Raw genomic sequence first — 21,308 nt, 5'->3', positions numbered from 1 at the left:
GCGAAAACCTTATGAGCAACAAGTTGTGGAGTGAACTCAATCCCGGTCCGGGCCCGCTGATCGTCGATGCGCCGCTGGCTGACGCCGAACGCCTGAAGAAGGAAAGTAATTTCCTGCGCGGTACCATCACCGAAGATTTAAAAGACGGTCTGACCGGTGGCTTCAACGGTGACAACTTCCTGTTGATTCGCTTCCACGGTATGTATCAGCAGGATGACCGTGATATTCGTGCGGAACGCGCTGAGCAGAAGCTGGAACCGCGTCATGCCATGATGTTGCGTTGCCGTTTGCCGGGCGGCGTGATGACGCCTGCGCAGTGGCTGGGCATCGATAAATTTGCTGAAGACAGCACGCTGTACGGCAGCATCCGTATTACTAACCGTCAGACTTTCCAGTTCCACGGTATTCTGAAACCGAACGTGAAACCGGTACATCAGTTGCTGAATAAACTTGGTCTGGACGCACTGGCGACCGCCAATGACGTTAACCGTAACGTATTGTGTACCTCGAATCCGGTGGAGTCTGAACTGCATCAGGAAGCGTATCAGTGGGCGAAGAAAATCTCCGAGCACCTGCTGCCGCGCACCCGTGCTTACGCCGAAGTCTGGCTGGATCAGGAAAAAGTAGAAACCACCGACGAAGAGCCGATCCTGGGCGCGACCTATCTGCCACGTAAATTCAAAACCACCGTGGTGATCCCGCCGCAGAATGACGTGGATTTGCACGCTAACGACCTTAACTTCGTGGCGATTGCCGATAACGGCAAACTGGTCGGCTTTAACGTGCTGGTCGGCGGCGGGCTTTCTATCGCACACGGTGATAAAGCCACGTATGCACGTACTGCCAGCGAACTGGGCTTTATTCCGCTGGAGAACACGCTGGCTGTTGCCGAAGCGGTGGTGACCACGCAGCGTGACTGGGGTAACCGCACCAACCGTAAAAACGCCAAAACCAAATACACGCTGGAACGCGTCGGCGTGCCGGTTTTCAAAGCCGAAGTTGAAAAACGCGCAGGCATTCAGTTTGGCGATGTTCGTCCTTACGAATTTACCGGTCGCGGCGATCGCATCGGCTGGGTAAAGGGCATCGACAAACAATGGCACCTGACGCTGTTTATCGAAAATGGCCGTATTCTCGATTATCCGGGCAAACCGCTGAAAACCGGACTGGCAGAAATTGCTAAGATCCATAAAGGCGACTTCAGGCTTACTGCTAACCAGAACCTGATCGTGGCCGGTGTCGCTGAAAAAGACAAAGACGCGATCGAAACCCTGGCGCGTAATCACGGCCTGATTGACGACGGCATCACCGAGCAGCGTAAAAACTCGATGGCTTGTGTGTCGTATCCGACCTGTCCGCTGGCGATGGCGGAAGCGGAACGTTTCCTGCCTGAGTTTGTGACCAAAGTAGAAGGCATCATGCACGGTCACGGCGTGGGCGATGAACACATTGTTCTGCGCGTCACCGGTTGCCCGAACGGCTGTGGCCGCGCGCTGCTGGCCGAAATTGGCCTGGTGGGTAAAGCGATGAACCGCTACAACCTGCACCTCGGCGGTAACCGCGCCGGAACACGTATTCCGCGCATGTATCGCGAAAACATTTCTGATGCTGAAATCCTGAGCATCATTGACGAACTGGTCGGACGCTGGTCGAAAGAGCGTGAAACCGGTGAAGGCTTTGGTGACTTCGTGATCCGCGCCGGGATCATCAAGCCGGTGCTGGATCCTGCACGCGACTTTTATGACTAAGCGCGATAACCGCCTGGAGGCAATATGAGTTTGCTGAATCTTACTCTGGCTGAACTGAACGAACTGCCGAAGTCCGGACAATCTTTGGCGCTGGCGGAAATTAACGTCAGCCTGGAAAAACTGTCCGCGCAGGAGCGTGTGCAATGGGCGCTGGAAAATATGCCCGGCGAATTCGCGCTGTCTTCCAGCTTCGGCATCCAGGCGGCGGTCTGTCTGCACTTAGTCACTCAGCAGAAACCGGACATTCCGGTGATCCTGACCGATACCGGCTATCTGTTCCCGGAAACCTATCAGTTCATCGATACGTTAACCGAACAGCTGAACCTGAATTTACAGGTATTCCGCGCGGAACATTCTGCGGCGTGGCAGGAAGCGCGCTACGGCAAACTGTGGGAGCAGGGTGTCGGGGGTATCGAGAAGTACAATCACATCAACAAAGTCGAGCCGATGAATCGTGCGATTCAGACGCTCGGCGTGCAGACCTGGTTCGCCGGTCTGCGGCGCGAGCAATCCGGCAGCCGTGCGCATCTGCCGGTGCTGGCTGTGCAACGCGGTGTGTTTAAAATCCTGCCGATCATCGACTGGGATAACCGTCAGATCTTCCAGTATCTGAAAGAACACGGCCTGAGCTATCACCCGTTATGGGATCAGGGCTACCTTTCCGTCGGTGACACGCACACCACGAAGAAGTGGGAAGAAGGAATGAAAGAAGAAGACACGCGCTTCTTTGGGCTCAAACGCGAATGCGGCCTCCATGAGTAAATCCCCGTCATACTTCGGGTTGCAGATGCGTTGGCTGCGCGCTCTTACCCCGGTCACATAGTAATCTATGCTCCCGGGGATGCGTTTACTTGCCGCCTGCCTGCAAACCGAATTATTTAGGGGATTCCTGATAAGAGTCCCCTAAATTATCCTCTTAATCAGGCGTGTTTCGCCGGTTTCGCCAGATCCTTCAGCAGCGGGAATAACACTTTCACTGTATCGCGTGAGCGTTTTTCGATGCGGCCCGGCAGGGCTTTATCCAGATATTGCAGATTGTCGAACTGGCTCTGATAACGCGTCGTGCCCAGCGGGAAGTGACTGCTGATCGCACGTTGTTGCATGCCGTCTTTCTTACCCAGTGCAAAGTTAGTCGCGGTGACATTCAGCAGCGGCAGACGCGCGTCATCCAGCGCTTTGATACCCTCGCAGCAATGTGCGCCTTCGTGACTTTCCGCCGGAATGCCCAGACTGCGCGCAATATTCAGCGCCCGCACACGGGTGAGTTTCGCCACCGCCACCGACGTGTTAGTGCCGCTGTTGAAATACAACCGGTCGCCGGTGATAAGTGAACTCAGGTTAATCACCAGCAGGGTATTTTTCTTCTCTTCAGCACTCATGCGGTTAACGAAATCTTCCGCGCCTTTTGTCCCGGTTTCTTCCGCGCTGAGCGCCACAAAACGCAGACTGTAATGCGTCGGGATGGCCTGCATGCGTTCGGCCAGCTCCAGCATCACGCCGACGCCTGAGGCGTTATCATCGACACCCTGTAAGGTCAGGCCGCCGAGATTATGATTGGTATCGCTGTCGCTTTGCGGCACATAGGTATCGAAATGCGCCATCACGATGATTTGCTGCGGGACTTCACCGGCACGTGCAGCAATCACTGACGTGGCGTGAATGTTCCGCCAGTCCTTTTTGCCCGCGCTACTGGTGTAAAGATAACGGGTATCGAAACCGCGTAAATCGCTCTTATAACCCAGTTTGGTGAACTGCTGATTCAGATATTCAGCGGCGATGAGTTCTGCCGGGCTGCCGGCCATACGCCCCGGAAAATAGGTCGCGATATGGCGGATTTGCTGACTGGCGATAAACCCCATTGCCGGAAGCGGGGCGGAAGCCGCCAGCGCATGACCCAAACCGGCACAGCTCAGGCTCATCGCCAGCAGTGTCCGCGTCATGCGTGAAAAAGAAAACATAGCCAAAAATCCTTATTTGCTGGTCAAAACGACCGGAAGGCAATCAAACATCAGGCCGCGTATGGCGGTCTTTCTGGGGGATACAGTATGCGATTCTCTGGGCGATTAGACAATTTCCCGTTATCCCAAACCGCTCTTTTTGCCGGGCTATATTCCATTTAGTAACTAATCATTCCTTTTCGTCATTTCAGATCAATTATTCCCTGCACGTATAGTTTGTTTATTAATCCTGATAATCATTTAAGGCTTTTGTGGACTATCTACCAATATTTGCCGACCTCAAACAACGCCCTGTGCTGGTTGTGGGTGGTGGCGAAGTCGCTGCTCGCAAAATCGATCTTCTCCTGCGGGCAGGTGCGCAAGTACGGATAGTCGCACAGGCACTTTCTCCCGAGCTGGAACAACGCAGACAGGCCGCTGAAGTCAGCTGGTCAGCCCAGGCGTTTTTGCCGGAACAACTCGATGACGTGTTTCTGGTGATTGCCGCCACTGACGATGCTGCGCTGAATGCTGAAGTGTTTGAGCAGGCCAACCGCCGTCATGTGCTGGCTAACGTGGTTGACGATCAGCCGAAGTGCTCGTTCATTTTCCCTTCGATTGTCGACCGTTCGCCGATTGTCGTGGCGATTTCGTCCAGCGGTAAAGCGCCGGTGCTCGCCAGAATGTTGCGTGAAAAGCTGGAAACCTTGCTGCCGAACAGCCTCGGGCAAATGGCCGATATCGCCGGACGCTGGCGCGAAAACGTGAAAGCGCAGTTCAGTTCCATGCGCGCGCGTCGCCGTTTCTGGGAACACGCCTTTGCCGGACGTTTCGCCAGCCTCGCGTCTGCGGGAAAGCTCGCAGAAGCTGAACAGGCACTGCAACAGCAGTTAGAAAACGCGGAAGACATCTCGCATAACGGCAATGTCACGCTGGTCGGCGCCGGGCCGGGTGATGCAGGATTGCTCACCTTACGCGGGCTGCAGGTGATGCAGCAGGCCGATGTGGTGCTTTACGACTATCTGGTCAGTGACGAAGTATTGGATCTGGTGCGCCGTGATGCGGACAAGATTTGTGTCGGTAAACGTGCGGGCAGCCATTCTGTCGCACAGGAAGAAACTAACCGTCTGCTGGTCGAGCTGGCACTGCAGGGGAAAAAAGTCGTACGCCTTAAAGGGGGCGACCCGTTTATTTTCGGTCGCGGCGGCGAAGAATTACAGGCCGTGCAGGCTGCAGGCATACCTTTCCAGGTGGTGCCGGGCGTGACTGCCGCGGCGGGTGCGACGGCTTACGCCGGGATCCCGCTGACGCACCGCGACCACGCACAGAGCGTCATATTTGTCACAGGACATTGCCGCCCGGAAAACAACGGCGTGCAGTGGGAAACTCTGGCGAAAGGCCAGCAAACATTGGCGATTTACATGGGCACGCTCAAAGCGGCTGAAATCAGCCAGCAGCTGATCGCTCATGGTCGCGCAGCGAATACGCCCGTTGCCGTAATCGGACGGGGAACGCGTTCTGACCAGCAGGTGCTGACCGGAACACTCGATAATCTTGAACATCTGGCTCAACAGGCGCCGGCACCGGCGTTACTGGTGATTGGTGAAGTGGTTACGCTTCATCAGCAACTGGCATGGTTTGGGCATCATCCTGAGACTGACGGCACCCAACGCCCGTCGGTTGTGAATTTGGCTTAAAGGATCTGTTATGGACGAAAAACGACTGACTCATTTGCGGCAACTGGAGGCGGAGAGTATCCATATCATCCGTGAAGTGGCTGCTGAATTCGCCAACCCGGTGATGATGTACTCCATCGGTAAAGATTCCTCGGTGATGCTGCATCTGGCGCGCAAAGCCTTTTTCCCGGGCACCTTGCCGTTCCCGCTGCTGCATGTGGATACCGGCTGGAAATTCCGTGAAATGTACGAATTCCGTGACCGCACGGCGAAGAACTACGGTTTCGAGCTGATTGTGCATAAAAACCCGGAAGGCGTAGCGATGGGCATTAACCCGTTCGTTCATGGCAGCGCCAAACACACCGACATCATGAAAACCGAAGGGCTGAAGCAGGCACTGAGTAAACATGGTTTTGATGCCGCTTTCGGCGGTGCACGTCGTGACGAAGAAAAATCCCGTGCCAAAGAGCGTATCTATTCGTTCCGCGACCGCTTCCACCGCTGGGATCCAAAAAACCAGCGCCCTGAGCTGTGGCACAACTACAACGGCCAGATTAATAAAGGCGAAAGCATCCGCGTGTTCCCGCTCTCCAACTGGACTGAGCTGGATATCTGGCAGTACATCTATCTGGAAAACATCGAGATCGTTCCGCTGTATCTGGCCGCGCCGCGTCCGGTACTGGAACGCGACGGAATGCTGCTGATGGTCGATGACGATCGTATTGATCTGCAACCGGGCGAAGTGATCGAAAAGAAAATGGTGCGTTTTCGTACCCTGGGTTGCTGGCCGCTGACCGGTGCCGTTGAATCCGAGGCGCAAACGCTGCCGGAGATCATCGAAGAAATGCTGGTGTCGACCACCAGTGAACGTCAGGGACGCGCGATCGACCGTGATCAGGCCGGTTCGATGGAACTGAAAAAGCGTCAAGGGTACTTCTGAGGAGCCGCAGCTAATGAATAACGCAATTGCACAACAAATCGCGGAGCAGGGCGGCGTCGAAGCTTACCTGCACGCTCAGCAACACAAAAGCCTGCTGCGCTTTCTGACCTGTGGCAGCGTCGATGACGGCAAAAGTACCTTGATCGGACGCCTGCTGCATGACACCCGTCAGATCTACGAAGATCAGCTGTCTTCTTTGCACAACGACAGCAAGCGCCACGGCACGCAGGGCGAAAAACTGGATCTGGCTTTGCTGGTAGACGGCTTACAGGCTGAACGCGAGCAGGGTATTACCATCGACGTGGCATACCGTTATTTCTCCACCGAGAAACGTAAGTTTATTATCGCCGACACGCCGGGACATGAGCAGTACACCCGTAATATGGCGACCGGTGCATCGACCTGTGATCTGGCTATCTTACTGATCGACGCCCGTAAAGGCGTGCTGGATCAAACCCGCCGCCACAGCTTCATTGCGACATTGCTCGGGATCCGCCATCTGGTGGTGGCCGTCAATAAAATGGATCTGGTGGATTACAGCGAAGCGGTATTCGAACAGTTTAAACAGGACTACCTGGATTTCGCTCAGCAATTGCCGACCGATCTGGACATCAAATTTGTGCCGCTCTCTGCGCTGGAAGGCGATAACGTCGCCACGCAAAGCGAGAAAATGAGCTGGTATACCGGCCCGACGCTGCTCGACGTACTGGAAACGGTCAACATCATTAACATCCGTGAACAGCAGCCGATGCGTTTCCCGGTGCAGTATGTGAACCGTCCAAACCTCGATTTCCGTGGTTATGCCGGCACGCTGGCATCCGGCTCAGTGCGTGTCGGCCAGAAAATCAAAGTGCTGCCATCTGGTGTGGAATCCACCGTGGCGCGCATTGTGACGTTCGACGGTGATTTGCAGGAAGCCTGGGCAGGCGAAGCGATTACTCTGGTGCTGGCTGATGAACGCGATATCAGCCGTGGCGACACGCTGGTGGATGCGCAAGAAACCGTTAAACCGGTGCAGAACGCCAAAGTTGACGTGGTGTGGATGGCGGAACAGCCACTGAGCGTCGGTCAGAGTTACGACATCAAAGTCGGGGGCAAGAAAGCCCGTGCGCGTGTGGAAAATATCGAATATCAGGTGGAAATTAACTCGCTCACGCAGCGTGTGGTTGAAAACCTGCCGCTCAACGGCATCGGCCTGATTGAACTGACCTTTGATGAACCGCTGGTGCTGGATAACTACCAAAGTAATGCCGTGACGGGGGGGATGATCTTTATCGATCGCCTGACTAACGTTACCGTCGGTGCCGGTCTGGTACGCGAAGCGGTTGAGCAGGTTTATCAGGAATCTGATAAATACAGCGCGTTTGAGCTGGAACTGAACAGTCTGGTTCGTCGTCACTTCCCGCACTGGGGCGCACGTGACCTGCTGGGTGGCAAATAAGATGGCGTCACAAGACAGCACTTTTTTAAAAGATGAGAATGTTGTCTGGCATCCGCACGCCGTTACGCGTGCGGATCGCGAAAAACAGCATGGTCATCGCGGTGCAGTATTGTGGTTCACCGGGCTTTCGGGCTCGGGAAAATCCACCGTGGCCGGTGCGCTGGAACAGGCGCTGCATGCGCAGGGCGTCAGCACGTATCTGCTCGATGGCGATAACGTCCGCCACGGGCTGTGCCGTGATCTGGGTTTCACTGATGACGACCGCCGTGAAAACATTCGTCGCGTGGGTGAAGTGGCAAAACTGATGGTGGATGCCGGACAGGTCGTGCTGACTGCGTTTATCTCGCCGCACCGCGCCGAGCGTGACATGGTGCGTGATTTGCTGGAAGACGGTCAGTTTATCGAAGTGTTTGTGGATACGCCGCTGGCTATCTGTGAGGCGCGGGATCCGAAAGGGTTATATAAGAAAGCCCGTGCGGGTGAACTGAAAAACTTCACGGGCATTGACTCGGAATATCAGCCGCCGGAGACCCCGGATGTGCATCTTGATGGCGAACAATTGGTAACACATTTGGTCCCTCAATTATTAGATGTGATGCGCCAGCGCGCTATTATCAATCCCTGAATGTTGCCGGCCAAACGCCACAGAGCGTGCCGGTTTACACCGAGATACAGGGATCACTTATGCAGGCTTTACTCAGCAGACTTGTCAGCAGGATCCGCGTGGAACGTACCGGAGAAATCAGCCCCCGGACACGCGTACCCGTGCCGGCAACCGACAGTGCAGACAATGAAGATCCTTCCTACTCCATGCAGGGCGGATTCATCGGGTTTGTCTTCTACTGGCTGGCGTTTGCGATCCCTTTTCTGGTTTACGGTTCCAACACCCTGTTTTTCCTGCTCTATACCTGGCCGTTCTTTCTGGCGCTGATGCCGGTTTCCGTGCTGATCGGTATTGCGTTCAGCATGTTCTTTGGCGGTGGCTGGTTTACAACCTCTCTGGCCAGCGCTGTCTGCGTTATCGGCATGTTCTGGACAGTCTTCTCTTTCCTCTCTGGCTGGTGACTTTTGCTGGCGGTTTTCCCTGCAAATTCCCTTCACGATGTAACCCATTGTGTCATTCTCACCCATAATTGCGTGCGTAAGTCTGATTCTCACCGGCATTTACCCTGCCACAGTGGAGTCAGAGGGAAAGTTGTGGGATGATTGTCCAGCTTTTTTAGGGGGCGGGGATGGGCAAACTAACACTGCTTTTACTGATTTTACTTGGCTGGCTACAGTATTCGCTGTGGCTGGGTAAGAATGGTATTCACGATTATGTTCGTGTAAACGATGACGTTCAGGTGCAGCAAGTTAATAACGGCAAACTGAAATCACGTAATGATCAACTTTTCGCAGAAATCGACGATTTAAACGGCGGTCAGGAAGCAATCGAAGAACGCGCACGCAACGAACTGGGCATGATTAAACCCGGCGAGACTTTCTATCGTCTGGTGCCTGACAACAAACGTGCGCCGGGCAGCACCGTTTCGCAAAACAACCTGAATCAATAGCCATGAGTCATACCGCAGTTTCCCTTCCAGAGGTCATTGCCGTGTTACCGGCTGCCGGAATTGGCAGCCGTATGCAGGCAGAATGCCCCAAGCAATACCTTTCTGTCGGCGGTAAAACGCTGATAGAACATTCAATCCGCGCTTTGCTGCAAAGCAGCAGAGTCAGCCAGGTTATTGTGGCGTTAAGCCCGCACGACACGCAGTTCGCCCAACTTCCCATTGCCAGCGATCCGCGTATCCGCGTGGTGGAGGGAGGTTCAGAACGCGCGGAGTCGGTGATGGCCGGACTGAACGTCGCCGGTGATCGTGGCTGGGTGCTGGTGCATGACGCCGCACGCCCGTGCCTGCATCCGGATGACCTCAATAATCTGCTGGCGATTTCCGCCATCAGCAAAGTCGGCGGGATCCTTGCCGCACCGGTGCGCGACACCATGAAGCGCGGCGAACCCGGCGTTGCGGCAATCGCGCATACGGTCGATCGTCAGGATCTCTGGCACGCGCTGACGCCGCAATTTTTCCCGTTAGAATTACTGAAAACCTGCCTGCGCCGTGCCCTGAATGAAGGTGCGGTGGTCACAGATGAAGCCTCTGCAATGGAATATTGCGGTTTTCATCCTATGCTGATCCCGGCGCGCGCCGATAATATTAAAGTTACCCGCCCGGAAGATCTGGCGCTGGCAGAATTCTATTTAACCCGCTTATCCCAGGAGGAGAACGCATAATGCGTATCGGTCACGGTTTTGATGTACATAAGTTTGGCGGCGAAGGCCCGCTGGTGATCGGTGGTGTGCGTATCCCTTATCCGCAGGGTTTACTGGCGCATTCGGACGGTGACGTGGCGCTGCATGCGGCTACGGATGCCCTGCTCGGCGCAGCGGCATTGGGTGATATCGGCAAGCTTTTCCCGGATACCGATCCGGCATTCAAAGGCGCTGACAGCCGTGAACTGCTGCGTGAAGCTTATCGCCGTATCCGTGCGAAGGGCTATAAGCTGGGCAATCTGGATATCACCATCATTGCACAGGCACCGAAAATGGCGCCGCACATCCCGCAGATGCGCGTGTTTCTGGCCGAAGATTTGCAGTGCCATATGGATGACGTCAATGTAAAAGCCACCACCACCGAACAGCTGGGCTTTACCGGTCGCGGCGAAGGTATCGCCTGTGAAGCCGTTGCCCTGCTGATTAAGGAATGATGTTGTGGAAGATTACCGCATGATAGATATGTCCCGTCTCACCTGGTTACTGGGCGAACCTGTTGCCACCGGCCAGCTGAAAGCCAATCCGGAAGACTTTATCGTCGAAGAGGATCTGGGCTTTGAGCCGGACGGAGAAGGTGAACATCTGTTGGTGCGGATCCGCAAAAATGGCTGCAATACACAATTTGTTGCCGAGCAGCTGGCGCGGTTTGCCAAAGTGCATCCGCGCGACGTCAGTTATGCCGGTCTGAAAGACCGTCATGCGGTCACCGAACAATGGTTTTGCCTGCATCTGCCGGGCAAGGCTGACCCTGATTTAAGCCAGTTTAATCTCGAAGGCTGCGAAGTGGTCCGCGCCTCACGCCATCGTAAAAAAATGCGTATCGGCACACTGAAAGGCAATGCGTTTACGCTGGTGCTGCGCCAGATAAGCAATATTGCAGATGTCGAAGCGCGCCTGGAAAAAATCACCCAACAGGGCGTACCGAACTATTTCGGCACCCAGCGTTTTGGTCGTGGCGGCAACAATCTGGTGCAGGCGAAACGCTGGGCAACCAACGAAGCCCGTCCGAAAGAACGTGCTAAACGCAGCTTCTATCTTTCTGCCAGCCGCAGCGCCATGTTCAATATTGTCGCCAGCCAGCGTCTGGCCGATGGCACCGTGCGTCAGCCGATGCTGGGTGATGCCCTGCAACTTAGCGGACGTGGCAGCTGGTTTGTGGCAAAAGCGGAAGAGTTTGAATCGCTGCAACCGCGTGTTGAAAGTGGTGAACTGCTGGTAACGGCACCTTTACCGGGTGACGGTCCGCTGGGCACGCTGGAAGACGCCGAAGCTTTCGAGCAAAGCTGTCTCAGCGATCAGACGGATTTGCTGTCACTGCTTAAACGTGAACGGGTGGAACCTGCGCGTCGCGCCATTATGCTGCAACCTTTGCAGATGCAATGGCAGCGCTGGGATGACGTCACTCTGGAACTCAAATTCTGGTTACCGGCCGGCAGTTATGCCACCAGCGTGGTGCGTGAACTGATGAATCTGGATGAAACTGATGCGGATATTACTGAGTAACGACGACGGCGTACTGGCTCCCGGCATTCAGGCGCTGGCGTCCGCGCTGCGCGAGTTTGCCGACGTGAAGCTGGTGGCCCCTGACCGTAACCGCAGCGGCGCATCGAACGCGCTGACGCTGGACGGCCCGTTGCGTATTCAGTCTTACCCTAACGGCGATACCGCCGTGATTAATGGCACGCCGACCGACTGCGTGTATCTTGGCGTCAATACGCTGATGCGCCCGAAGCCGGATATCGTGGTCTCAGGCATTAATGCCGGGCCAAATCTGGGCGACGACGTGATTTATTCCGGTACGGTCGCCGCCGCAATGGAAGGTCGTCATCTTGGCTTCCCGGCGCTTGCGGTCTCGCTGGACGGTCATCAGCATTACGACACCGCAGCGATCATCACTTGTCGCATTCTCAGGGCGCTGGCGCGTGAGCCTTTGCGCACTGGCAAAATTCTGAATATTAACGTCCCGGATCTGCCACTTTCGCGGATTTTGGGAATCAAAGTGACGCGTTGCGGTAGCCGTCATCCGGCCGAGCAGGTATTTTGTCAGCAGGATCCGCGCGGCCAGGACTTGTACTGGATTGGCCCGCCGGGCGATAAGTTTGATGTCGCACCTGACACTGATTTTGCCGCTGTCGCGCAAGGCTATGTTTCAGTGACGCCCCTTCAGGTGGATTTAACCGCCTATGCGGCTCAGGATGTCGTGGTCTCATGGTTGGAAAAGGCCGGGGTGAGCGCGAATGGTGAATAAGCCGATGTACAACCTGCTGGAACAACTGCGCCAGCAAGGCATTCATGATGAAAAACTGCTGCATGCTATCGAGTCCGTGCCGCGCGAGCGGTTCGTCGATGAGGCATTTCAGCATAAAGCGTACGAAAACACCGCGTTGCCGATTGGCTCGGGGCAGACCATTTCTCAGCCTTATACCGTGGCCAGAATGACTGAGCTGCTGCGCCTTGAGCCGTCTTCACGCGTGCTGGAAATTGGCACCGGTTCAGGCTATCAGACCGCTATTCTGGCGCATCTGGTTGAACATGTTTTCTCGGTTGAGCGCATCAAGGGTTTGCAGTGGCAGGCGAAAAGACGCCTCAAGCAACTCGATTTGCATAACGTCTCTACGCGTCATGGTGACGGCTGGCAGGGCTGGCCTTCACGCGGCCCGTTTGACGCCATTATTGTCACCGCCGCACCCCCTGAAATACCTCAAGATTTACTGCAGCAACTCGATGATGGCGGAGTGTTAATTCTGCCTGTGGGCGAAGAAAACCAGACATTGCAACGGATCACCCGGCGTGGTGATGAGTTTGTCGCAGAAAACATCGAAGCCGTTCGTTTTGTCCCGCTGGTGAAAGGCGAACTCGCCTGAAACCGGCGGTGTGCCGGTGCCTTCAGGACTAACCCCTTAAAATTTAAATACAACTGTTATATGGTGCTGTACTGGCGATGTTGATAGCATCCACTACAGTTTTTTATGGCACAGCGGCATTCGGGCGTAGACCTGAGTGAGTATGTTGCCTGCCCGCACCGTGTCAGGTGACACGAAAAGCGCCAGCTGGCGCGGTGTGCGCGGTTAAAGAGATATTCTGAGATTGCCGTAACGGGGGAAATATGAGCACGGGAAGCCCAATAAAAACACTAAGCCGCATTGCAGTGTGTACTTTTATCAGTGCCTGGATGGCGGGATGTTCGAACAATTCAACGACATCTGCACCTATCAGCAGCGTTAATGGCGGCGGAAACACTGGCAATTCTGGTCAGAATACTCTGAATTCCGCTCCGCAAATGGCACCTGCTGTCGGGCCTGGCGGACACATTGTTTACAACCGCAGCTACAACTCCATCCCTAAGGGAAGTTATAGCGGCAGTACCTATCAGGTGAAGCGTGGCGACACCCTGTTCTACATTGCGTGGATCACCGGTAATGACTTCCGTGACCTGGCCGCGCGCAATAATATCCCGGCGCCATACAGCCTCGAAGTCGGGCAGACAGTCCAGATAAATAACGTCTCTTCTGCGGCCAGTACGAACAGCGCGCCAGTGGTGACAGATGCCACAAATGGCGGTGTTCCGAAAGTGCCAACCGGAGGAATGCTTGCAGGTTCTGTGGTTGCATCTCAACCAACTACCACGTATTCTGATTCCTCTGGTAAACAGAATGTAGGTAAGATGTTGCCTTCATCAGGTGCAGTTACTACCACCACAACACCTGTTGCTGTAGCCAGCACTCCCGTTGCCACGTCAACAAATAATGGCGGTCCGGTTTCCTCCTGGAAATGGCCGACTGACGGGAAAATTATCGATAATTTCTCAGCTTCTGAAGGGGGAAATAAGGGGATCGATATTGCTGGTTCGCGTGGACAGTCTGTCGTAGCAACCGCCTCGGGGCGTGTGGTTTACGCAGGTAATGCTCTTCGCGGTTACGGTAATCTGATCATCATTAAACACAATGATGATTACCTGAGCGCCTATGCACATAACGATACAATGCTGGTCCGGGAACAACAAGAAGTGCAGGCGGGACAAAAAATAGCGACTATGGGTAGCACCGGAACCAGTTCAGTAAGATTGCATTTTGAAATTCGTTACAAGGGGAAATCCGTAAACCCGCTGCGTTATCTTCCGCAGCGATAAATCGGGGCAGAGCATTGATTCTGCCCTCGGGACCACGGGTAGGAGCAGCTTATGAGTCAGAATACGCTGAAAGTTAACGAGTTACATGATGATGTAGATTTCGATGAGAACAGCGCTGAAGCCTTTGACGAGAAAGCATTAGTCGAAGAGACTGCCGATAACGATGCTGAAGAAGAATTGTTGTCGCAGGCTGTAAGCCAAAGAGTGCTGGATGCCACTCAACTGTACCTCGGTGAAATCGGTTATTCCCCTCTGCTTACTGCAGAAGAGGAAGTTTATTTCGCACGACGCGCGCTGCGGGGAGATGTTCCTTCCCGCCGCCGTATGATTGAAAGTAACCTGCGTTTGGTGGTTAAAATTGCCCGCCGCTACAGTAATCGCGGTCTGGCACTGCTGGATTTGATCGAGGAAGGTAACCTGGGTCTGATCCGTGCGGTTGAAAAATTCGACCCTGAACGCGGCTTCCGTTTCTCTACCTATGCAACATGGTGGATCCGACAGACAATCGAACGGGCGATCATGAATCAAACCCGTACTATTCGTCTGCCAATTCACATCGTTAAAGAACTGAACGTTTACCTGCGTACCGCACGTGAACTTGCACATAAACTGGACCATGAACCAAGCGCTGAAGAGATTGCTGAGCAACTCGACAAGCCGGTACATGACGTCAGCCGTATGTTGCGCCTGAATGAACGCATTACGTCTGTAGACACCCCGCTGGGTGGTGACTCAGAGAAAGCGTTGTTAGATATTCTGGCGGATGAAAAAGACAACGGCCCGGAAGACACCACACAAGACGACGATATGAAACAGAGTATCGTGAAGTGGTTATTCGAGTTGAATGCAAAACAGCGTGAAGTTCTGGCGCGTCGTTTCGGCCTGTTAGGCTATGAAGCAGCGACGCTGGAAGATGTGGGTCGCGAGATTGGTCTGACACGTGAACGTGTTCGTCAGATTCAGGTAGAAGGTTTGCGTCGCCTGCGTGAAATCCTGCAGGGACAAGGGCTGAGCATCGAAGCATTGTTCCGCGAGTAAGAGAGTTCCGCGAGTAACAGACTCGTCAGACAGTGGCTGTATCATGCAGTATCTGCAAGAACGGAAATTAAAAACGGTGGGTTAATCCCCACCGTTTTTTTATGCGTCCGTTTCAGGTCAGCAGCGATTTACACCATGTCTTTCAGACGATAAATCCACTCCAGCGCCTGACGTGGCGACAATGAATCTGCATCCAGAGATTCCAGCGCCTCCACGGCCGGAGACACTTCTTCGGTCAGTAATGCCAGCTGCGGGCCATCGACTTTGCTGGCAGCGGCGTTGTTCGACAACGTTTCCAGCTCTTTCAGTTTCTGACGCGCACGCTTAATCACATCACGTGGCACACCGGCCAGTGCAGCCACGGCCAGACCATAACTTTTGCTGGCCGCGCCGTCCTGCACGCTGTGCATAAAGGCGATAGTGTCGCCATGTTCGATAGCATCCAGATGCACGTTGACGGTGCCTTCCATTTTTTCCGGCAGGGTGGTCAGCTCGAAATAATGGGTCGCGAACAACGTCATGGCCTTAATGCGGCTGGCGAGGTTTTCCGCGCAGGCCCATGCCAGTGACAAACCATCGTAAGTTGACGTCCCGCGTCCGATTTCATCCATCAGCACCAGACTGTTTTCGGTCGCATTGTGCAGGATATTTGCCGTCTCGGTCATTTCCACCATAAAGGTCGAACGCCCGGAGGCCAGATCGTCGGCTGCGCCCACGCGGGTGAAGATGCGATCCACCGGACCGATGACAGCGGCTTCCGCCGGCACATAGCTGCCGATATGCGCCATCAGAACAATCAGTGCCGCCTGACGCATATAGGTACTTTTACCGCCCATGTTCGGGCCGGTAATGATCAGCATCCGTCGCGCCGGAGACATGTTCAGCGGATTGGAAATAAAGGGCTCGCTCAGCACCTGCTCAACCACCGGATGGCGACCGCCGGTAATATTAATACCCGGTTTTTCACTCATGGTCGGACAGGCGTAATTTAGCGTGTAAGCACGTTCTGCCAGATTGCTCAGCACATCCAGCTCGGCCAGCGCGCTGGCGCTTTGCTGCAACGCTGACAGATGCGGCATCAGCAGGTCGAACAGTTCTTCGTACAGCGCTTTTTCCAGAGACAGCGCTTTGCCTTTGGAGGTCAGCACTTTATCTTCGTATTCTTTCAGCTCAGGAATGATGTAGCGTTCGGCATTTTTGAGCGTCTGGCGACGGACGTAATGGATGGGCACCAGATGGCTCTGACCACGGCTGACCTGAATGTAATAACCATGAACGCCGTTGAACCCGACTTTCAGCGTATCCAGCCCCAGCTTTTCACGTTCGCGGATCTCCAGACGATCGAGATAATCCGTCGCACCGTCGGCCAGTGCGCGCCATTCATCCAGCTCAGCATTGTAGCCCGGCGCGATTACACCACCGTCACGCACCAGAACCGGCGGGCTTTCGATCACGGCGCGTTCGAGCAGTTCCACCAGTTCGGTAAAGTCACCGGTTTGCTCCACCAGCGTTTTCACATGAGCGGCTTCGGTTCCCTGCAAGATCTCGCGGATTTCAGGCAGTTGTTGCATGGCATGACGCATACGGGCCAGGTCGCGCGGGCGTGCGCTGCGAAGTGCCAGACGCGCCAGAATACGCTCGAGGTCGCCGACCTGACGCAGTACCGGCTGTAAATCGGCGGTGATATCCTGCAACGCACCAATCGCCTGCTGGCGATGCGTCAGCAGTTTGATGTCGCGGCTCGGCATATGGATCCAGCGTTTGAGCATACGGCTGCCCATCGGCGTTACCGCCTGATCAAGCACCGCTGCCAGCGTATTTTCTACACCACCGGCCAGATTTTGCGTCAGCTCCAGATTACGGCGGGTGGCCGCATCCATAATGATGCCGTCCTGCTGGCGTTCCATGGTGACGCCACGGATATGCGGCAGGGCAGTGCGTTGGGTATCTTTAACATATTGCAGCAGACAACCGGCTGCACGCAGCGCCTGCGTCGCCTGCTCAACGCCGAAGCCGCTTAAATCGCGGGTGCCGAATTGCAGATTGAGCTGCTGTTTCGCGGTTTCCAGCTCAAATTCCCACATCGGACGACGACGCAATCCGCGACGGGAAGAGATAAGCTGCATGGCCTCAAAGCTTTCCGGATAGAGCAGTTCAGCCGGATTGGTGCGCTGCAATTCAGCCGCCATGGTTTCCAGATCGTCGGGCTGAGCCACACGGAAACGGCCGGAGCTGATATCCAGCGTCGCATAACCAAATCCACGGCCGTCCTGCCAGATAGCGGCCAGCAAATTGTCATGGCGCTCGCTCAGCAACGCTTCATCGCTGACGGTGCCGGGCGTCACGATACGCACGACTTTACGTTCAACCGGCCCTTTGCTCAGCGCCGGATCGCCAATCTGTTCCGCAATCGCGACGGATTCACCGAGCTGCACCAGTTTTGCCAGATAGCCTTCAACGGCATGATAAGGCACACCCGCCATCGGGATAGGTTCACCGGCAGAGGCACCGCGCTTGGTCAGAGAAATATCCATCAGCTGCGATGCGCGCTTTGCATCGTCATAAAACAGTTCGTAGAAGTCACCCATGCGATAGAACAGCAGAACTTCTGGGTTCTCTGCTTTGAGACGCAGATACTGCTGCATCATCGGCGTGTGGGCATCCAGGTTTACATTATTTGTCATAGACTTAATCTTTTTTAATCCACTTCGGCGCGATGGGTTTAAGCATTTTTTCTGATGCGTATCTTAGCCCAGCGGGCAAGAAGCTGTCACAACTAAAAATGGATAACATCGCGCAAAGCAGAAATGTAACAGGCTGCCCGTTTGCAGTGCTTAATGGTGCAGGGAAATGCACCCCCCGTTATTCGGGTAATAAACGTGTTTTATAATTTATTTATAATAATAATCAGGTAAATGATAAGTATAAAAACGTACAGTTATATTAATGGGTTAGTTTTTCGAAATATTAATAATAACAAGTACGTAAAATGAATTAAGTGTGGAGATGGATGGTTTATTCCTCTGCTAGGGTGGTGGCTGTTCCCGGATGACGTTATTGCAGCGGGAGTTTCACTCTATTTATCCATCTTTGCGGAGAAGTATTATGCAATTGCAATTCAAATTAAACATGATCAACGATGCGTGGTATCCCACTCTCGATTTGAATGAGATTAAGTCGACAACGGGTGGCGCGGTTGATATTAAAGAAAAGTTAGTGATCGTATTTTCAGCACCCGGAAAAATAACTGCCGGTGATATTAATGTCGAAACTAATCCGTGGAAATCACTCGGTATCAAGGTGGAATCCACAGACGTCGGCGGCGGAATTTTCGATGTTAAAGTGATCGTCGAACCGACTGATGGTCAGCCTGTCGGCGACGCCATTCAGAAAATCCATATGGGGCTGAACGTCTCTTCTGCCGATTCGCCTGCGTGGTCTGATTTCCGCGAAACCTTTGCGCTGGCCGCAGACGAAGAGCCGGGCATGACCGGTGAATTGTCGGTCAGTTGCCCGCCGTTGCCTGCCGGATTGAAAAATACCGCAGTTGAACTGCGCCTGGTGCGCGGCGATAAGACACTGCGTGTTTTACCGGGATTTGGTCAGGTGTCTACATTCTCCGTCAATGCCGGGAATTACAGTGTCTTTGCGACAGATTTAAGCACGGATGACGGTACTGTCCGCGTTCCCGTGAATATTGGTCAGGCAGAAATCACCATTGATAAAGGCCGCACCACCTCGCTTGCCATCAATTTTGGCGAAGTGGAGCGCAGCACGACCATTGATGTGGCACTGAATTTCTCTGGTCTTGCCGGTTTACGCGATGAAGAACTGACACTGATTTGCAGCGAAAATGGTACGGATAAACTGAGCCTGCCGGTGCGCTCCGGCCAGCAATATCGTCTGGAACAGCTGCCGGTTTCCGGTCGCTTTGAAATCCGCATTGCCGATTTACGCCTGAATAATGTTCATTATCTTTTCGATGATTACGACGGTCAGTTCGACGGTCAGTATCACAGCATTAACTTCACGCAGGCACAGGTCAGCCAGCGTGGCGATTCACAGTCAAATGCGGCGAAGCTGACGATCAATGTGAAGGCAGAAACTGCGGTCAGTAAATCCCTTACCCTGCGTCTGACGGACAACGCCGTGCCGCCGCGTCAGTACCGGTTCGATGCGATTGCCGCGCAAAATGGCAGCATTGAGCAGCCGGTTCTGGTGGCGCCAGGTTCTTATACCGTGGTTTCCGGCACCTTTATTCATAATGGCGTCGTGCATTACGTGGATGTCAGCCCTCAGCCGTTACTGATCAGCGCGAATGCACCGGCACAGCTGAATGTGACAATTGTCAAAGGGGCGAATCTGCGGGTGAAAGGTTTCCCTGAGTTCCTCACCTTTGGTGCCTGCGCCAATATGGTACCGACTAACGTGGACGATTTTGCCGCGGCGCGCGTCTCTTCAATTTTCAAATATTCCGGTGATGACGGCATGGGCGATGCGGGCGATTATCTGTCTCCGTCTAAAGAACCTACGCTGCAAATTATTAAAATGGCGCGGGACGTCTCCGCCAAACTGAATGAAACCGTGCTGCCGGTGATGGTGTCATATACCTGTAACTTATCACTGGGTGATGTGCCGAATATTATTGCCGATCCGGTTCGCCATAAATTCAGCTTCGCCAACTTTATTCAGTCGCTGCAAATGGCGCAATCCCAGCAGGATGCCGAACATCCGGTGCCAGCCGGGTATATTGTGAATCCGGATTATCTTGGCGAATGCCAGAAATACGGTTTCCTGCCCACTTATGAAATTCCGGTACGTCAGCCTCTGAGCGAAGCACTGGCCCATCATAATGTGAATGTGCAGGTTCCGGCGGGCATTACCAATACCCTGAAAGGTTATATCCGTGCGGTTAACTGGCTGACGCGCGTGGTTGCACCAGACGTCGTACTCGGCTGGCAGGTTAATCTGTGGGGCGTGGCGGGTTCGCAGTGGGTTTATAAAGATTTCGTCTACGATGATGTTTTTGATGCCGCTGACATGCAACATAAAAAAATGACGGTTGATCCGTTCACTGCGGGCAGACTGACGGCGCAATATGCGTTGCTGGTCGGCGTGTTTGATGACATCGAGTATATCCGTGCAGACGGTTCGCCTGATGTGGCGAAGGGGGCTGATTTTATGGCCGCTGACCGTTATGAGGCTGATGACTTCACTATCCGTTCGTATGCCAATGGTTATTGTTATTCGCCATATGAATGGGAACGCACCTTTGATTTCTGCGCCTCATTAAGTCGCCATCTGCGTCAACCGGTTCTGCCATGGCAGGTTCCGGCCAGCCATCTGCCGACTTCTTCTGATGAGGTGAACGCTGATTTCAACACCCAGAACTGGGGCAGCGGCGGCAGCTATCTGATGGGGCATTCTGAAATTGGTACCTCGGTGGATGCGATCCATGAGCGCCTTCTGGCACTGAAATTCGATGCCGCTTATGCATCAATGATGGGCCACGACACCCGTGAACTGTTCTCTCGTCATTCATGGGATCTGTCCACGCCGAAATATCTGGATTTCCCGTCACGCGGTATTTTCCATGTCCATCTGGGCGGCGGAGCGACGACCGGGGTGATCAGCGGCGTGGGCGATGCCAGCAGCTGGATGCGCAACAAACTGAAAGCCTATAGTGATAATCCGGTGAAATTTGAGGAAAGCAGTACGCTTAAATCAGGCAGCCAGTGGCGTTCGAAGACGCCGTCGGTGAAGTAATCATCCGGTCTTTTTAACACGTGCGGGTCCGTTACAGCGGGCCCGTCACCTCTTTTCCCCGGTAACGGTTTCCTGCGGCTGATCAGGTTATGTTGAGCCACATCGCGAAGCCTGCCGGCAATCCCCTGTCACAGTGACGCCTTCTAAGCCTTGTTCAGCGTGAGAATGTAACGATTGCGTTAAGTTACCTGAAGTGAGATGTACACAGAATCCTGCTGGCAGCGTAAAATGGCGTGGCTGCACGGGTTTTTCATCGGGTCAAAGGCCGGCATCAGTGGCCGCTATCGTTCAACGGATCCCGGTTTCCCGTTTCGGAATG

The 21,308-nt window shown here is 54.2% G+C and carries 18 protein-coding genes; 16 read left to right on the top strand and 2 right to left on the bottom strand.

Annotation, left to right across the window (positions count from 1 at the left end; translation table 11 throughout):
• Positions 1 to 11: 11 nt before the first annotated feature.
• Complete coding sequence (gene cysI / locus J1778_RS12910) at positions 12 to 1,748, top strand: assimilatory sulfite reductase (NADPH) hemoprotein subunit (protein WP_217173516.1); 1,737 nt, start codon at positions 12 to 14, stop codon at positions 1,746 to 1,748.
• Between the two features lie 24 nt (positions 1,749 to 1,772).
• Complete coding sequence (locus J1778_RS12905) at positions 1,773 to 2,510, top strand: phosphoadenylyl-sulfate reductase (protein WP_217173515.1); 738 nt, start codon at positions 1,773 to 1,775, stop codon at positions 2,508 to 2,510.
• A gap of 158 nt (positions 2,511 to 2,668) precedes the next feature.
• On the opposite strand, the gene J1778_RS12900 is transcribed toward J1778_RS12905, so the two are convergent.
• A complete protein-coding gene (locus tag J1778_RS12900; RefSeq protein ID WP_217173514.1) occupies positions 2,669 to 3,706 on the bottom strand; it encodes an aminopeptidase in 1,038 nt (345 codons plus the stop codon).
• A gap of 251 nt (positions 3,707 to 3,957) precedes the next feature.
• On the opposite strand from J1778_RS12900, the gene cysG reads away from it, so the two are divergent.
• From cysG to rpoS, 13 genes are all read left to right on the top strand, one after another.
• Positions 3,958 to 5,382, top strand: a complete 1,425-nt coding sequence (gene cysG / locus J1778_RS12895) for a siroheme synthase CysG (protein ID WP_217173513.1) — start codon at positions 3,958 to 3,960, stop codon at positions 5,380 to 5,382.
• A 10-nt stretch (positions 5,383 to 5,392) separates the two neighbouring features.
• Positions 5,393 to 6,301 (top strand): sulfate adenylyltransferase subunit CysD, encoded by a 909-nt coding sequence (gene cysD / locus J1778_RS12890; protein WP_217173511.1) that lies wholly within the window; start codon positions 5,393 to 5,395, stop codon positions 6,299 to 6,301.
• Positions 6,302 to 6,314: 13 nt separating this feature from the next.
• Positions 6,315 to 7,742: a sulfate adenylyltransferase subunit CysN gene (cysN, locus tag J1778_RS12885; RefSeq protein ID WP_217173510.1), complete on the top strand. Its 1,428-nt coding sequence runs from the start codon at positions 6,315 to 6,317 to the stop codon at positions 7,740 to 7,742.
• A 1-nt stretch (position 7,743) separates the two neighbouring features.
• Positions 7,744 to 8,367, top strand: coding sequence for an adenylyl-sulfate kinase (gene cysC / locus J1778_RS12880; RefSeq protein WP_217173508.1), 624 nt, complete (start codon positions 7,744 to 7,746; stop codon positions 8,365 to 8,367).
• A gap of 59 nt (positions 8,368 to 8,426) precedes the next feature.
• Positions 8,427 to 8,807 carry a DUF3561 family protein gene (locus J1778_RS12875; protein WP_238484700.1) on the top strand — a complete coding sequence of 127 codons (381 nt, stop codon included), beginning with the start codon at positions 8,427 to 8,429 and terminating at the stop codon, positions 8,805 to 8,807.
• A 167-nt stretch (positions 8,808 to 8,974) separates the two neighbouring features.
• The gene (gene ftsB / locus J1778_RS12870; RefSeq protein ID WP_013574012.1) at positions 8,975 to 9,295 is read left to right on the top strand and encodes a cell division protein FtsB; all 321 of its coding nucleotides are present in this window, start codon (positions 8,975 to 8,977) and stop codon (positions 9,293 to 9,295) included.
• Between the two features lie 2 nt (positions 9,296 to 9,297).
• Positions 9,298 to 10,017 (top strand): 2-C-methyl-D-erythritol 4-phosphate cytidylyltransferase, encoded by a 720-nt coding sequence (gene ispD, locus J1778_RS12865; protein WP_217173507.1) that lies wholly within the window; start codon positions 9,298 to 9,300, stop codon positions 10,015 to 10,017.
• On the top strand, positions 10,017 to 10,490 hold the full coding sequence (gene ispF / locus J1778_RS12860; RefSeq protein ID WP_015695903.1) for a 2-C-methyl-D-erythritol 2,4-cyclodiphosphate synthase: 474 nt from the start codon (positions 10,017 to 10,019) through the stop codon (positions 10,488 to 10,490). The genes ispD and ispF overlap by 1 nt, the downstream gene beginning before the upstream one ends.
• A 22-nt stretch (positions 10,491 to 10,512) precedes the next feature.
• On the top strand, positions 10,513 to 11,559 hold the full coding sequence (truD, locus tag J1778_RS12855) for a tRNA pseudouridine(13) synthase TruD (RefSeq protein ID WP_217173691.1): 1,047 nt from the start codon (positions 10,513 to 10,515) through the stop codon (positions 11,557 to 11,559).
• On the top strand, positions 11,540 to 12,304 hold the full coding sequence (gene surE / locus J1778_RS12850; protein WP_217173506.1) for a 5'/3'-nucleotidase SurE: 765 nt from the start codon (positions 11,540 to 11,542) through the stop codon (positions 12,302 to 12,304). The genes truD and surE overlap by 20 nt, the downstream gene beginning before the upstream one ends.
• Entirely contained in the window at positions 12,294 to 12,920 is a 627-nt protein-coding gene (locus J1778_RS12845; protein WP_120134251.1) for a protein-L-isoaspartate(D-aspartate) O-methyltransferase, read from the top strand. The genes surE and J1778_RS12845 overlap by 11 nt, the downstream gene beginning before the upstream one ends.
• 242 nt (positions 12,921 to 13,162) lie before the next feature.
• Positions 13,163 to 14,185, top strand: coding sequence for a murein hydrolase activator NlpD (gene nlpD, locus J1778_RS12840; protein WP_217173504.1), 1,023 nt, complete (start codon positions 13,163 to 13,165; stop codon positions 14,183 to 14,185).
• Positions 14,186 to 14,236: 51 nt separating this feature from the next.
• On the top strand, positions 14,237 to 15,223 hold the full coding sequence (rpoS, locus tag J1778_RS12835) for an RNA polymerase sigma factor RpoS (RefSeq protein ID WP_112287711.1): 987 nt from the start codon (positions 14,237 to 14,239) through the stop codon (positions 15,221 to 15,223).
• A gap of 128 nt (positions 15,224 to 15,351) precedes the next feature.
• Here the strand turns inward: rpoS and mutS are convergent, their stop codons facing one another.
• The gene (gene mutS / locus J1778_RS12830; RefSeq protein WP_217173503.1) at positions 15,352 to 17,907 is read right to left on the bottom strand and encodes a DNA mismatch repair protein MutS; all 2,556 of its coding nucleotides are present in this window, start codon (positions 17,905 to 17,907) and stop codon (positions 15,352 to 15,354) included.
• 421 nt (positions 17,908 to 18,328) lie between these two features.
• Here mutS and J1778_RS12825 point away from each other — a divergent pair, with 421 nt between their 5' ends.
• On the top strand, positions 18,329 to 20,989 hold the full coding sequence (locus J1778_RS12825) for a hypothetical protein (protein ID WP_217173502.1): 2,661 nt from the start codon (positions 18,329 to 18,331) through the stop codon (positions 20,987 to 20,989).
• Positions 20,990 to 21,308: the final 319 nt, after the last annotated feature.

This window comes from Rahnella bonaserana (assembly GCF_019049675.1).
Taxonomy (GTDB): Bacteria; Pseudomonadota; Gammaproteobacteria; order Enterobacterales; family Enterobacteriaceae; genus Rahnella; species Rahnella bonaserana.
The sequence above is the reverse complement of the archived record's forward strand: the minus strand, read 5'-3'. Positions and strand labels throughout refer to the sequence as shown.

Coding starts and splice junctions, on each gene's coding strand:
- cysI (WP_217173516.1), top strand. CDS start 12: ATGAGCAACAAGTTGTGGAGTGAACTCAATCCCGGTCCGGGCCCGCTG.
- J1778_RS12905 (WP_217173515.1), top strand. CDS start 1,773: ATGAGTTTGCTGAATCTTACTCTGGCTGAACTGAACGAACTGCCGAAG.
- J1778_RS12900 (WP_217173514.1), bottom strand. CDS start 3,706: ATGTTTTCTTTTTCACGCATGACGCGGACACTGCTGGCGATGAGCCTG.
- cysD (WP_217173511.1), top strand. CDS start 5,393: ATGGACGAAAAACGACTGACTCATTTGCGGCAACTGGAGGCGGAGAGT.
- cysN (WP_217173510.1), top strand. CDS start 6,315: ATGAATAACGCAATTGCACAACAAATCGCGGAGCAGGGCGGCGTCGAA.
- cysC (WP_217173508.1), top strand. CDS start 7,744: ATGGCGTCACAAGACAGCACTTTTTTAAAAGATGAGAATGTTGTCTGG.
- J1778_RS12875 (WP_238484700.1), top strand. CDS start 8,427: ATGCAGGCTTTACTCAGCAGACTTGTCAGCAGGATCCGCGTGGAACGT.
- ftsB (WP_013574012.1), top strand. CDS start 8,975: ATGGGCAAACTAACACTGCTTTTACTGATTTTACTTGGCTGGCTACAG.
- ispD (WP_217173507.1), top strand. CDS start 9,298: ATGAGTCATACCGCAGTTTCCCTTCCAGAGGTCATTGCCGTGTTACCG.
- ispF (WP_015695903.1), top strand. CDS start 10,017: ATGCGTATCGGTCACGGTTTTGATGTACATAAGTTTGGCGGCGAAGGC.
- surE (WP_217173506.1), top strand. CDS start 11,540: ATGCGGATATTACTGAGTAACGACGACGGCGTACTGGCTCCCGGCATT.
- J1778_RS12845 (WP_120134251.1), top strand. CDS start 12,294: ATGGTGAATAAGCCGATGTACAACCTGCTGGAACAACTGCGCCAGCAA.
- nlpD (WP_217173504.1), top strand. CDS start 13,163: ATGAGCACGGGAAGCCCAATAAAAACACTAAGCCGCATTGCAGTGTGT.
- rpoS (WP_112287711.1), top strand. CDS start 14,237: ATGAGTCAGAATACGCTGAAAGTTAACGAGTTACATGATGATGTAGAT.
- mutS (WP_217173503.1), bottom strand. CDS start 17,907: ATGACAAATAATGTAAACCTGGATGCCCACACGCCGATGATGCAGCAG.
- J1778_RS12825 (WP_217173502.1), top strand. CDS start 18,329: ATGCAATTGCAATTCAAATTAAACATGATCAACGATGCGTGGTATCCC.